General features: G+C 63.1%; 8 protein-coding genes. 7 read left to right on the plus strand and 1 reads right to left on the minus strand.

What is annotated here, in order from left to right:
• Nucleotides 1-24: 24 nt before the first annotated feature.
• From ACSFB7_RS30150 to ACSFB7_RS30175, 6 genes are all read left to right on the plus strand, one after another.
• Nucleotides 25-903 (plus strand): DUF6708 domain-containing protein, encoded by an 879-nt coding sequence (locus ACSFB7_RS30150; protein WP_435476001.1) that lies wholly within the window; start codon nucleotides 25-27, stop codon nucleotides 901-903.
• A 74-nt stretch (nucleotides 904-977) separates the two neighbouring features.
• Complete coding sequence (locus ACSFB7_RS30155; protein WP_435476002.1) at nucleotides 978-1,859, plus strand: DUF6708 domain-containing protein; 882 nt, start codon at nucleotides 978-980, stop codon at nucleotides 1,857-1,859.
• A gap of 162 nt (nucleotides 1,860-2,021) precedes the next feature.
• Complete coding sequence (locus ACSFB7_RS30160) at nucleotides 2,022-5,015, plus strand: type VI secretion system Vgr family protein (protein WP_435476003.1); 2,994 nt, start codon at nucleotides 2,022-2,024, stop codon at nucleotides 5,013-5,015.
• Nucleotides 5,012-6,637 carry a hypothetical protein gene (locus ACSFB7_RS30165; protein WP_435476004.1) on the plus strand — a complete coding sequence of 542 codons (1,626 nt, stop codon included), beginning with the start codon at nucleotides 5,012-5,014 and terminating at the stop codon, nucleotides 6,635-6,637. Before ACSFB7_RS30160 ends, ACSFB7_RS30165 begins: the two co-directional genes overlap by 4 nt.
• Nucleotides 6,638-6,672: 35 nt before the next feature.
• Entirely contained in the window at nucleotides 6,673-7,725 is a 1,053-nt protein-coding gene (locus tag ACSFB7_RS30170; RefSeq protein ID WP_435476005.1) for a PoNe immunity protein domain-containing protein, read from the plus strand.
• Between the two features lie 146 nt (nucleotides 7,726-7,871).
• A complete protein-coding gene (locus tag ACSFB7_RS30175) occupies nucleotides 7,872-8,708 on the plus strand; it encodes a PoNe immunity protein domain-containing protein (protein ID WP_435476006.1) in 837 nt (278 codons plus the stop codon).
• A gap of 87 nt (nucleotides 8,709-8,795) precedes the next feature.
• On the opposite strand, the gene ACSFB7_RS30180 is transcribed toward ACSFB7_RS30175, so the two are convergent.
• Nucleotides 8,796-9,317, minus strand: coding sequence for an Lrp/AsnC family transcriptional regulator (locus tag ACSFB7_RS30180; protein ID WP_435476007.1), 522 nt, complete (start codon nucleotides 9,315-9,317; stop codon nucleotides 8,796-8,798).
• A gap of 92 nt (nucleotides 9,318-9,409) precedes the next feature.
• Between ACSFB7_RS30180 and ACSFB7_RS30185 the strand changes: the two genes are divergently transcribed.
• Complete coding sequence (locus ACSFB7_RS30185) at nucleotides 9,410-13,024, plus strand: indolepyruvate ferredoxin oxidoreductase family protein (protein WP_435476008.1); 3,615 nt, start codon at nucleotides 9,410-9,412, stop codon at nucleotides 13,022-13,024.
• Nucleotides 13,025-13,094 lie beyond the last annotated feature (70 nt).

Consider the following 13,094-nt stretch of genomic DNA (forward strand, 5'->3'; position numbering starts at 1 on the left):
CAGTGCTGGAGATGACGGAATGACATGAAGAAATTATCTGAATACAACGTGCTGCTGCCGGACTGGCAAGGGCCGGAGACGAGGTTTGACGACATCGATGAGGCGCTGCGGCCGATGCTCAATGGAACGATCACGCGTGTGGCGCCCGTAGACAAGAAGCAGCCCGTTCACGAGGGTGCGAGCACCTGCGATTCGCTGTTGACTGTGCACCCGCATGCGATTGAGATTGGTGCGCCTATGGGTACGGGGGAGGTGATCGGAACGGGAAATACCTACGTTTTCTTCTCAATGGGACTTATGGGCTTGGGGGCATGGATGGCATCAAAAGATACTGATGTCGCGGGATGGACGCTGAGCGCAGTAATGTTTTTGCTTGGTTTTTTTGCGTTTTCTTTCGCCCTTCGCATGTCTCACTTCGCCCCGCGCGACATCCCCGTGGTCTTCAACCGAAAGACCAGAGAAGTCAGCATCAGCGTGTTGGGGCGCTTGCGCTTCTGGCGCTTCTGGGAGCGCGTGGGCATCGACAAGGTGATCACTACGTCGTGGGAAGAATTGCAAGTCCGTAGCTACAAGATCATGCAACTCACCGGCGAGTCGGCACGCGACACTCATGTGCTTCGCCTGCTCTGGGGCGAGGCCCAAAACCCGCGCAAGTTGGAAGGCATCGCCTTGATCGGCTATCTCGGCTGGTATGAAGATGCTGCACTCTGGCGGCTGTGGGAGCACATCCGGCGCTACATGGAAGAAGACGGCCCGCCTATCCAGCCAGGCGAGAGCTTGCGCACGAGCGGTGCGGGCAAGCTACCGGAGTTGCCGGCGGAGGTCATTGCAGCGGCTGGCGGTCCAGCGTTGAGTGTGGAAGAGGTTGCCCGGCTTGCGAGTGTGGCCGGTGTGGCAGCGTAGGTTGCGTGTCAATCGAATGCAAAAATCCATCAAAACTCAATCGGTGCCGACAGTGCTGGAGATGACGGAGTGACATGAAGAAACTACCCGAATACAACGTGCTGCTGCCGGACTGGCAGGGACCGGAGACGCAGTTTGACGACATTGGCGAGGCGCTGCGGCCAATGCTCAATGGAACGATCACGCGTGTGGCGCCCGAAGACAAGAAGCAGCCCGTTCACGAGAGTGCGAGCACCTGCGATTCGTTGCTGGCGGTGCATCCGCATGCGATTGAGATTGGCGCGCCTATGGGTACGGGGGAAGTGGTTGGGAATGGGAATACCTTTATTGCGTTTTCGCTCGGAATAATGGGTATCGGGATTGCCGCGTCCTGGGTCGCTTTGGGGGCTTCAGATTTCTGGACACCACTGCTCCTCGGGGTTTTCATGTTTGGGATGGGATTCCTGTTCGGTTCTTTTGCCCTTCGCATGTCTCACCTTGCCCCCCGGGACATCCCCGTCGTCTTCAACCGAGAGACCCGAGAAGTCAGCATCTGCGTGTTGGGGCGGTTGCGCTTTTGGCGCTTCTGGGAGCGCGTGGGCATCGACAAGGTGGTCACCACTTCGTGGGACGAGTTGCAAGCCCGCAGCTACAAGATCATGCAACTCACCGGCGAGTCGGCACGCGACACCCATGTACTGCGTCTGCTTTGGGGCGAGAGCCGGAACCCGCGCAAGCTGGAAGGCATCGCCTTGATCGGCTACCTCGGCTGGTATGAAGATGCCGCACTCTGGCGGCTGTGGGAGCACATCCGGCGCTACATGGAACAGGGCGGCCCGGCCATCCAGCCGGGCGAGAGCTTGCGTACCAGCGGAGCGGGCAAGCTGCCGGAGCTGCCAGCAGAGGTCATTGCAGCGGCTGGCGGGCCGGCGTGGAGTGAGCAAGAGGTCGCTCGGGTGGCCGGTGTGGCGGCGTAGGTTGCAAACCCAAACACCGCTTGCACCGGCTGGGGCCATGGCGAACAGATTCAACATTGTCGGCAGCGGTAACGAGAGCCTCAGGGATGAAGACGTGATCAATATCGAGTCGGACAAAGACCAGACGTACCGGTCGTGAAACCAGGGAAGGGGGAAGAATCCATGTCAGACACTTCAAACAGCTTCATGCCGACCTATGGCGCAACGCCATGGAAGTCCGACGGCCTGAACGTCGCGCGGCTCTCCGAGCAGGCACGCCTCATCAAGCTGCAACTGCCTGCGTCAGCGCCGCAGAACGCCGTTGTCGTCGAGCGCTTCACCGGCATCGAAGCCATCAACGAGCTCTTCGACTTCACCATCGACACCCTCGCCACGTCGAGCGAGTTCGATCCCTTCGCGTTGATCGGCGAAGAGTTGAGCCTGCGGCTGCTGTTGGTCAATGGCAATTTCCGCACTTGGCACGGCTGCCTCACGGCTGTCGACGCGCTCGGTGGCGACGGCGGCCTTGCGCGCTACCGGCTGCACCTGCAGCCCTGGCTTGCCACGCTGGGCCTGCGCCGCGACAGCTTCGTGTATGCCGCCAAGAACGTGCAGGATATCGTCAGCGAGGTGTTCGCCGACCACACCGCCGCCAGCTTCGGCTTTGAGGTCACGCAGGAGCTGCCCGTGCGGTCCACGTGCGTGCAGTACCGCGAGTCGGACCTCGCCTTTGTGCTGCGCCTGCTCGCGCAGGAGGGCCTGAGCTTTCGTTTCGAGCACGAGCAATCGAAAGGCGGCGAGGGCGGCATCAGCAGTGGCGGCAGCGCCAACAACAACGCCGCGCCCTCGCACCATCGCCTGGTGATCTTCGACCGCGAGGCCAAAGCGCCCGACTGCGCCTTGCCCGAGATCCGCTTTCACCGCGTCGACGCCACCGAGCAGCAGGACGCCATCACCACATGGAGCAGCCGGCGCCAGGTCGCCACCAACTCCGTGACGCTGAACGCCTGGGATGCCAGCGTGTTGCAGGCGCCCACCGGCTCAGTGCAGAGCGCGCTCGAGATGGGCGACGTGCCCGTGCTGGAGCACTACGACGGCGCCGGCGCGCAGCGCTACGCGGACAGCGCCGCTGCAGGCCGTCGCGCCGAGCAGCAACTGGTGGCCTTCGAGTCGCGCATCAAGCGCTACGGTGCCGCGGGCAGCGTGCGGCAACTGGGCGCCGGCGAGCGTTTCACGCTCACGCAGCACGACCGCTTCGAAGGCCAGAAATTCCTCGTGCTGCGCGTGCGGCACGAAGCCGCCAACAACCTGGGCGCGCAGGCCGCGCAGGTGCTCGAAGCCGGCGAGCTTGAAAAGGGCAGCTACCGCAACAGCTTCGAGGCGCAGCCGGCCGAAGCGCAGGTGGTGCCGCACTGGCGCCCGAAGCCCACGGCGCCCGAGGCGATGGTCGCGCTCGTGGTCGGCGCGGATGACGAAGAGGCGCCGACGGCAGTCCACACGGAGCGCGACCACCGCGTACAGGTGCGCTTTCATTGGCAGGCCCAGCGTGCAACGCAGCAACAGCAGCAGTCGTCGTCGTCGTCATCAGATCAGCCGGGCCGCAGCGGACAAGGCAGCCTGGTCGCAGCCGGCCGCCATGCCGGCAACCGCCAGTCGGTCTGGCTGCGCGTGGCCGCGCCTGTGGCTGGCCCGAACTGGGGCGCGCACCATCTGCCGCGCGTCGGCTCCGAGGTGCTGGTGTCGTTCATCGAGGGCGACATCGACCGGCCGGTGGTCGGCCAGCAGCTCTACAACGGACAAGACCTGCCGCCCTGGTCGGCGGGCACCGATTCGTCGGCCAACCATGCGGGCGTGCTCTCGGGCTGGCACAGCCGCGCGCTCGACGGCAGCGGCTACAACCAGTGGATTGCCGACGACGCACCCGGCCAGGTGCGCACGCGCCTGGCCAGCTCGCATGCGGCGAGCCAGCTGAACCTGGGCCACCTCAACGCACAGTCGCCCGACGAAAGCAATCGCGGCGCCTGGCGCGGCACCGGTGCCGAACTGCGCTCGGATGCATGGGTGGTCACGCGTGCGGGCGAAGGCCTGCTGATCTCGACGCTGGCGCAGGAGCGGGCGGCAGGCAGCGTGCAGGACACCCTCAGCGTGCGCGGCCAACTCGCAGGCGCCTTGCGCGAAGCGCAGAACCTGTCGGATGCGGCCGGTGGTGCGAAGGCGCTGGCGCTGGGTGCGACGGCGCTGCTGCAACCGCTCATCGACGACATCGATCCGCAGAAGAACGGTCACTACCCCGACAGCGTCAACGGCCAGGATGCGCGTGAGCCGAAAGGCGGCGAGGGGGCGGGCTCGCGCGAAGGGCAAGAGCCCGTGCCCGCCTTCGCACGGCCGCTGATGGTGCTCGACGCGAACATGAGCCTGAACATGGCCACGCCCGCAAGTGCCACGGTGTATGCGGGCGAGGCGATCCACTGGACTGCGCAGGAACAGGCGCACATGGCCGCGGGCAAGACCGTGAGCTTCGCGGCAGGCAAGTCCGTGGGGCTCTACAGCCATGAAGGTGGCATCCAGGTCATTGCGCAAGAAGGGCCGGTGAGCGTGCGGGCACATACCGATGGGCTCGAATGGCTGGCGAAGGAAGGCTTCACGGTCACCAGCAGCAATGACGAGATCCACGTGCTGGCCAAGCAGAAGATCACGCTCAAGGGGGGGCAGACGAGTATTGAGCTGGATGGGGCGAACATCACGCTGAAGATGCCAGGGCTGCTGGATGTGAAGGGAACGAGCAAGAGTTTTGTGGGGCCGAAGGGGAGTCCGGCGGAGCTGCCGCAATTGCCCATTGGAACGTTCACAGAAACGCCGCCGGACCTTGAGTTGCACTACACCTACGACGACCTGACCCCGGTGGTGCAAGCCACCTACAGGGTGACGTTCGACAGCGGCGCCGTGCTGGAAGGCACGCTGGACCAGGAGGGCTACAAGCTGTTGCGCGGCGTGCCCAAAGGCGGCTACCGCGTCGAGTACGGAGAGGATGCGCGCGATTGGAAGGCGCCCCCGCTGATCAAAGATGAAGCCGACTTTCAGAAGAAGGACGTGAAAGACCAAGGCGTTGCCCTGATTGAAAAAGCCGTGGCCACAGAGCCGCCCATTGATGGCTCGATGCCGGGAGAATTTCTATGAGCGGAACGCGTGGGGAAGTCGAGCGCTTCTTTCGCACCTTGCTGTTGGGCGACTTCGAAGAGGATCAGCATTTCGGCGCGCAGATCGTGGGCGGCCTGATCTCCTTGATTCCCATACTGGATCAGGTGATGGATGCACGCGACATCACCGGCACACTGTTCAAGATCAATCAGCACGGCGGCTTCGACAAGGCCAATGCGGATCAACTGGTCAACCTGGGATTCGCCGCTTTCGGCGCCATTCCCGAGATAGGCAGTGCCTTCAAGACCGTCTTCAAGCCGCTGTGGAGAGAGCGCCGTGTAGTCAAAGGCGCGGTTCACAGCGGCATGCATGCCGTCGAAGGGCTTTTGGGCCTGGGCAAGGGCGGCACCATCAAATGGATACGTCACGAACTCCTGGGCAAATGGGTTGCGCGCAGCAACTCGGCGATCCAGCAAGTCGACGTTGCCATGGCCTCCTGCATCGAGTTGCTGGAGTTCGTCTCCACGGCAAGTGGATGGAAGGGCTGGCTGATCCCCGACTCGGTGCAAAGACTGGCCAAGGAACTGCTGCCAAGCTTGAAGAATATGCGTGGCCAGATTCGGGCTCCGCTGCAGCGTGCCAGCAGGGAGATACGCGAGTTTCTGGAAGACCTGCTGGGTGAGCAGGCCGCGGCCATCGTCATGGCCGCGGGGGAGCGCGCGGTGGCTGCATCTGCCACGGCCGGTACACGGCCCAAGGCGGGGCACAACGCGGCAGAACTTCACCCCAAGGGCACGGTACAGCTGCGCCAGACAGGGAAAAAGGTCGGCGGCCGTCCTGAAACCGATATCAAAAAGGGCGGCGGGCCGCTTCATGTGGCCATGCAACTCACGCGCAAGGCCTTCAAGAGCCTTGCCAACCAGGAGAAGGGCTTGGTGGGCGAGCACATGGCCGACTACAGCGAGCTCAAACGCCTGAAAGGCAGTTGGCCGCACGACAAGCCCAAGGGCACCTGGAAACCGGAGACCATCAGAAAGCTCAACGTGGACAAGCGCCCGGTGAATCTGAGCCTGATCGATCTGCCCAAGGTGAACCATTCCGGGATCGACGCGGTATGGCAACACGGCACCAGCTACACGGTCACCGAGGCCAAGGCCCGCGAGAGTGTCATCGCCGTGTTGGCCGGCGCTCGGGCAAGGGTGAAGAAGGAGTCGGTTGCCCGGTTGAGCGAAGACCAGGAACTGCTGTACTACCTGCTGAGCGATAGCAGTGACAAGCGAGGGGTTGAGTTCCGGATGGTGCAGATGTCAGTCGATTGGGTGAGGGATCGCTCGGAAAAGGAAGGGATACCGGCCGCGGCGGTTGCCGCTCTTCAAAAGGCGAAAAATCGCCGTGTGTTGCTCATCACTATTGAATCCGACGGCATGTTCGATCACATCAAAGCTCTGGCCGACATCCACATGGGCAAGCCAGAGGCCGAGGTTCACCCGCACCCTGAGCACGGCTTCACGCGACAGTGGGAGGCTGCGGCAATTGACACGGTGGTTGAGGCGCGTGATGCGGCTCGCAAGAAAGCCAACGAAGCCAAGAAGGCCGCTTCCGAAGAGAAGGAAGCTACGAAGGCAAGAAGGTCAACCCCACCTCCTCGCAGAGGCAAATGAGCGCGCCTTGAGAACATTCGAAAAAAGAGCACACCATGACCGCTGAAGCATTCCGCGCCAAGCGCCGGCAGAAGTTTCTGACCGAGCAATATTTCAAGCTCAATCAGACTTTCCTGCAACTGCTGCTGGACACCTCCAATGAGACGATGAAAGAGAGCATCCTCGCTCACGAACCAGATCCCTCGAGCGCGGGCGGCATCTTCAAGGACAAGCTGAAGCTCCTCAAGCTTCACTACACCGCCGGTCGCCCCATCGAGGAGTTGAAGCCTTTGTATAGCGATGTGATGAACGCGCTGGGCGAGTGGCATGCTGCTGAGCACGAATATTCGAAGTGGCTTGCAAAAAAACGCAACGAAGATCTTCGGCTCGACATGACGCCTCTCGAACTCGAGGACTTGTATCACTACCAACTTGCCATCGACGTCGTGAGCTTGGGTGTGCTCTTTGGCGAGGGGGATGCGTTGCGCCAATGCGCCCTTTGGATGCAAAGCGCACGCGGCACCGATCTGCTGTTCGAATTCCTGCTTGAGCCCGCCGTGCTCGATCCGCGCGAAAGCACGGAATACTTTCACACCAGTCCGTACGACCCGTTGATCGACGCGATCTACGCGTTGGAAACGCCGCGGGAAGCGAGTGCCAAGGTCAAGGAATACCTCGAAGGCTGGTACAGGAGCTTCGATGGCGCCCCCTGGCACGATGGCCATCTGCATGCGGTCGAAGGCGAGTACATGCCCTATTACGGCTATTGGTCCTTCGAAGCGGCCGCCGTTTGCGTGATCAACGGCATCGACGACAGCACCTTCCGCGACCATCTTCTGTACCCCAAGGATCTTGCGGACTGGGCGCGAGCCAATCACTCGCTGGCAAACCTCAAGCCCGGCGCGTCGAAAGTGCAGGGCATCGACTCACGTCCGACCCGAGTGCCCGGCGGTGAATATTGCCCTCAGGCGGGTTGGTGGTTCACTCCTGCCTCAACGGGCAGTCGCCGTTATTTCAAACAAGGTGAGGTGATGCCGATCATCGAGGGTAGTGACTACGGATCGACGTTCTGGCAGTGGGATTTTGATCAATCTGCTCCTGCACTTTGAGTTCTCGGGTTTCTCGACTCGCTGGCGATGCGGATCAAAGCGATTCCGCAACGCTGCCATTGATTTGAAGGACCGTGGGAAGTACGCGATTGCAGGAAAGCTTGGCGATGGCCTGCTCATTGCCTGAAGAATGCAAGAGTGACGGCATGAGCACATCCGAAATCAAACCCTTCCATCGGCGCCAGCAGTTTCTCGACGAAAAGTATTGTCTTTTTGTGCAGGACTGGGTTCCCATGCATACGCTGAAGGACATCGAGAAGACGCTTCAACATGGCAATCTTTCGAGTGAGATGCGCTGGCTCGAGCACCTTCGCAAGGCTGGGCAGCTCTTTGAGCTGCTGTCGCTGGACTACACCGCGGGACAGCCGATCGAAGGGTTGCACGAGCGATTCGGCGTTGTTATCAAGGCATATGAAGAGGCGGCTTTTTTCAATCGAGCGCATGAAAAAGAACCGACGATGCCGCTCTTCGACTTCAAGTACAAGGACGACTATGTGCGAGTGGTGGCACTGCTGTCACTGGCCATTCTTCTGCATCGTGAAGACCTGATCCCTGCCGTGCATTCGCTGTTCAAGGGCGGAGGCCCCGACGAAAGCGACGCACTGGTCGAGGATTTTCTTGGCAAGTATTTGCCCAATCGGCCCTTCCTCGAGACCAGTTACCAACAAGTGCATTACGGGATCTTGCTGGATGCCACGGCTGAAACGCCCATGGACGAGAAGCAGGAAGACATCGGGCTATTTCTTAAAGCGTGGTATTTCGGGATGAAAGGGACTGGTTGGTACAACAGCCACAAGAACCAGTCGGCCCGAGGTGCCGGGGGCTACTTCGGCTATTGGGCATTCGAGGCGGCAGCCGTCGCGTACCTCTACGACGTGGACGACACGCCGTTCCGTGAGCATTGGGTCTACCCAAAAGATCTTGCGGACTTCGCACGCTCGATGCCACGGTTGCGGATCGACCTTCTGGCAATGGGACGTTGATCAGTCTTCATTAGGGCTTTGAGATTTCGCGCCAAAGCCCTGTTGACATCCGCATGGGTAACCCTCCGCGCGCTGCCGCAGATGCGCTCAGCGGCGCCGCCCCCCCACCGCACGAGGCTTGTCAGGCAGCAGATGATCCAGCGGCAACGCCGTCTCCGACTTGATCTCGCGCAACACGATGCTCGAACGCACATGTGTGACACCAGGCAGGCTGAACAGCACTTCGTGCAAGAAGCGTTCGTAGTGCTTCATGTCCGGCACCGTCACGTTCAGGATGTAGTCCGCCGGTCCGGTGGCTGATACGCAGCGGATGATCTGCGGGCTCGCGGCCACGGCCTCTTCGAAGCGCTGCACCATCGCTTCGCTGTGCCGGTCGAGGTTCACCTCGGCCACGGCCGAGACATGCAGGCCGACCAGTTCGGGATCGACCAGCGCGGTGTAGCCGCGAATGACGCCGGCCGCTTCCATGTCCTTGATGCGCTTCCAGCAGGGCGTGGGCGACAGCCCCACGGCCTCGGAAATCTGCTGCACCGTCTGCCGGCCGTCATGCTGCAGCGCAGAAAGAATCTTGAGGCAATGCTCGTCAAGAGAAACAGAATCGACGTTCATGGCGAATTTCGAGGGGATTATTCTTCAAACAAGGGTCTGCGCTAGTGTATTGAAGAAGCACTTCCGCAGGGCATCGCAGAACAATTCTGCGCATGAACGCCCCACAACCACATGACACGGCCGCACTCAGACGGCCCGGCTACCAGCTTTCCGACAACCTCTGGGCTCCTTCGGGCTCGGTCTTCATCACCGGCACGCAGGCGCTGATCCGCGTGCTGGTAATGCAGGGCCGGCGCGACGCGACGCGGGGCCTGCACACGCAGGGCTTCGTCAGCGGCTACCGCGGCTCGCCGCTGGGCATGGTCGACCAGGCGATCTGGAAGGCGGGCGAACGCTTCAAGGAAACAGGCATCCGCTTCGTGCCGGCCGTCAACGAAGAGCTGGCGGCCACGCAGGTGCTGGGCACGCAGCGCGTCGAGTCGGACCCGGAGCGCACGGTCGAGGGCGTGTACGCCATGTGGTACGGCAAGGGGCCCGGCGTGGACCGCGCGGGCGATGCGCTCAAGCACGGCAACGCGTACGGCTCGTCGCCGCACGGCGGCGTGCTGGTGGTGGCCGGCGATGACCACGGTTGCGTGTCGTCGTCTATGCCGCATCAGAGCGACCATGCCTTCATGGCCTGGCGCATGCCGGTCATGCAGCCCTCGTGCGTGGCCGAATACCTGGAGTTCGGCCTCTACGGCTACGAGCTGTCGCGCTACTCGGGCGCCTGGGTCGGCATGGCGGCGCTGTCCGAGATCGTGGAGAGCGCGGGCACGGTGGACCTCGACGCGGTCAACGCGCGCGTCATGGCCTGGGAAGACGCCGACACCGTGAGCGCCGCCACCGGCCATCGCGCACCACCGGATGGGCTGCACTACCGCTGGCCCGACCTGCCGTCGCTGCGCATCGAATCGCGGCTCGAAGACAAGCTCGCGGCCGTGGCCGCCTTCACCCGTCGCAACAGCATCGACCGCCATGTGATCGTGAGCGAGCGCGCCAAGGTGGGCATCGTCACCTGCGGCAAGGCGCACCACGACCTGATGGAAGTGCTGCGCCGGCTTGAACTCTCACCGGAGCAACTGGCCCGTGCCGGTGTGCGGCTGTACAAGATCGGCTTGAGCTTTCCCCTCGAGCAGACGCGCATCAAGGCCTTTGCGCAAGGGCTCGAAGAAATCCTCATCGTCGAAGAGAAGGGCGCGGTCGTCGAGACGCAGCTGCGCGACATCTTCTACAACGCACCGCCGCACGAGCGGCCCGTGCTCGTCGGCAAGCACGACCGCAACGGCCAGCCGCTGGTGTCCGCGCTCGGCGAGCTGCGTCCCTCGCGGCTGATCGAGCTGGTCGCGCACTGGCTGGCCGCGCATTTTCCCGACAACCACGACCTGGGCGATCACCTGCAGCATGTGCGCGACTTCACGCCGCCCGAGCTGCTCGGCAATGCGAGCGACTCGGTCAAGCGGTTGCCGTATTTCTGCGCGGGCTGTCCGCACAACACCAGCACCAAGGTGCCCGAAGGTTCCACCGCGCGTGCCGGCATCGGCTGCCATTTCATGGCCAACTGGATGGACCGCAGCACGGCGGGGCTGATACAGATGGGCGGGGAGGGCGTCGACTGGATCTCGCATGCGATGTTCACGAAGACGCCACACGTGTTCCAGAACCTGGGCGACGGCACCTACTACCACTCGGGCTACCTCGCGATCCGGCAGGCAGTGGCCGCCAAGGCGACGCTCACCTACAAGATCCTGTTCAACGACGCGGTCGCGATGACTGGCGGCCAGCCCGTCGACGGCGTGATCAGCGTCGATGCGATCGCGCGGCAGGTCGAATCCGAGGGCGTGAGCAAGGTGGTCGTCGTCAGCGATGCCATCGACAAGTACGACGCCATCAAGAACCGCTTTCCGCAAGGCACCGAGTTCCACGACCGCGCCGCGCTCGACGATGTGCAGCGCTGCCTGCGCGAGATGGCGGGCGTCACGGTGCTCATCTACGAACAGACCTGCGCCGCCGAAAAGCGTCGGCGCCGCAAGAAGGGCGAGCTGGCCGATCCGCCCAAACGCCTGTTCATCAACGAAGCCGTGTGCGAAGGATGCGGCGACTGCACCGTGCAAAGCAACTGCGTGGCCGTGCTGCCGCAGGAAACGCCGATGGGGCGCAAGCGCAAGATCGACCAGACCAGTTGCAACAAGGACTACTCCTGCGCCAAGGGCTTCTGCCCCAGCTTCGTGGGCGTGACCGGCGGCAAGCTGCGCCGCAAGAGCGGTGCGCTGGCTGCGGGGCGCGACGCGTTCCTGCACCGCGTGGCCGCATTGCCGCACCCCACGGCGCACGTGTGGACCGCGCCGTACGACCTGCTCGTGACCGGCGTCGGCGGCACCGGCGTGGTGACGGTCGGGGCCGTCATCGCGATGGCCGCGCACCTGGAAGGCAAGGCTGCCAGCGTGCTCGACTTCATGGGCTTCGCGCAGAAGGGCGGCTCGGTGCTGAGCTTCGTGCGGCTGGCCGATTCGCGCGAGCGGCTGCACCAGGTGCGCATCGACACGCAGCAGGCCGACGCGATCCTGGCCTGTGACGTGGTGGTGGGCGCATCGGCCGATGCGTTGCAAACCGTTCGGCATGGCCGCACACGCATCCTGGCGAACATCCACGAGATTCCGGTGGCCGAATCGCTGCGCAACCCGGATGCCGATCTGCATGTGGACCTGCTGCTGGAAAAGATGCGCTTCGTCGCCGGCGAAGCGCAGGTCGAGACCTTCGATGCACAGAGCCTCGCGGAAGAATTCCTGGGTGACACGCTGGCGGCGAACATCGTCGCGGCCGGCTATGCGTGGCAGCGCGGGCTGGTGCCGCTCAGCCTCGAAGCGCTGATGCATGCGATCGAACTCAACGGCGTGGCGGTGGCCGCGAACCAGTCGGCGTTCTCTTTGGGGCGGCTTGCAGCGGGCGATCCTGCGGCGCTCGATCAGTTGCGCGCAGCGCCCATGGGCATGCAGGCGCAACAGGCGGACGAACGCCCGCTGGAAGCCCTGTTGGCGGATGCGCGCCAGCACCTCACTGGCTACCAGAACGCCGCCTGGGCCGACCGCTACGAAGCACGCGTCCGCGCCCTGCAGACGCGCGAAGCGGCCCTGTCCGGTGGCGACGCCTCGTTGCCCTTCACGCGCAACGCGGCGCGCAGCCTGCTGAAGCTCATGAGCTACAAGGACGAATACGAAGTGGCGCGGCTCTACACCGACGGCGCGTTCCTGCAGAAGCTGCACGATCAGTTCGAAGGCGAGCTGAAGCTCGAATTCCACATGGCGCCGCCGCTGATCGCGCGCAGTGTGAACGGACAGGCACCCGCCAAGATCCGACTCGGTGCATGGATGCTTCCGGCCATGAAGTGGCTGGCGCTGGGCAAGCACCTGCGCGGCACCGCGCTGGATGTCTTCGGCTACACGCAGGAGCGCAGGCTGGAGCGCTCGCTCATTGACCGGTTCGATGCACGTCTCGATGAACTGGCGGCCGAGCTTTCAGCCGACAACCAAAGGCTCGCGGCGCACATCGCCGCCGTGCCGCTCGCGATTCGCGGCTATGGCCATGTGAAGCACGCCAACTTCGAACTGGCGACGGTTCGAGAGGCCGAGCTGATGCACCGCTTTTCGCCGGAGCGCTATCCAAGGACAACCGCGCCGGAAAAAGCAGGGCAGTTCAAGGGGATCGCGGTCGTCGCATCTGGAGGATGAGGCTGGCAGGGCTGAAGAAAACGAGGGTCGAAGTACGAATTTCGAACTTTGAATGCGAGTGGCAGCACCA

The sequence above is a fragment of the Variovorax raffinosi genome, assembly GCF_051216615.1.
Lineage (GTDB): Bacteria > Pseudomonadota > Gammaproteobacteria > Burkholderiales > Burkholderiaceae_C > Variovorax.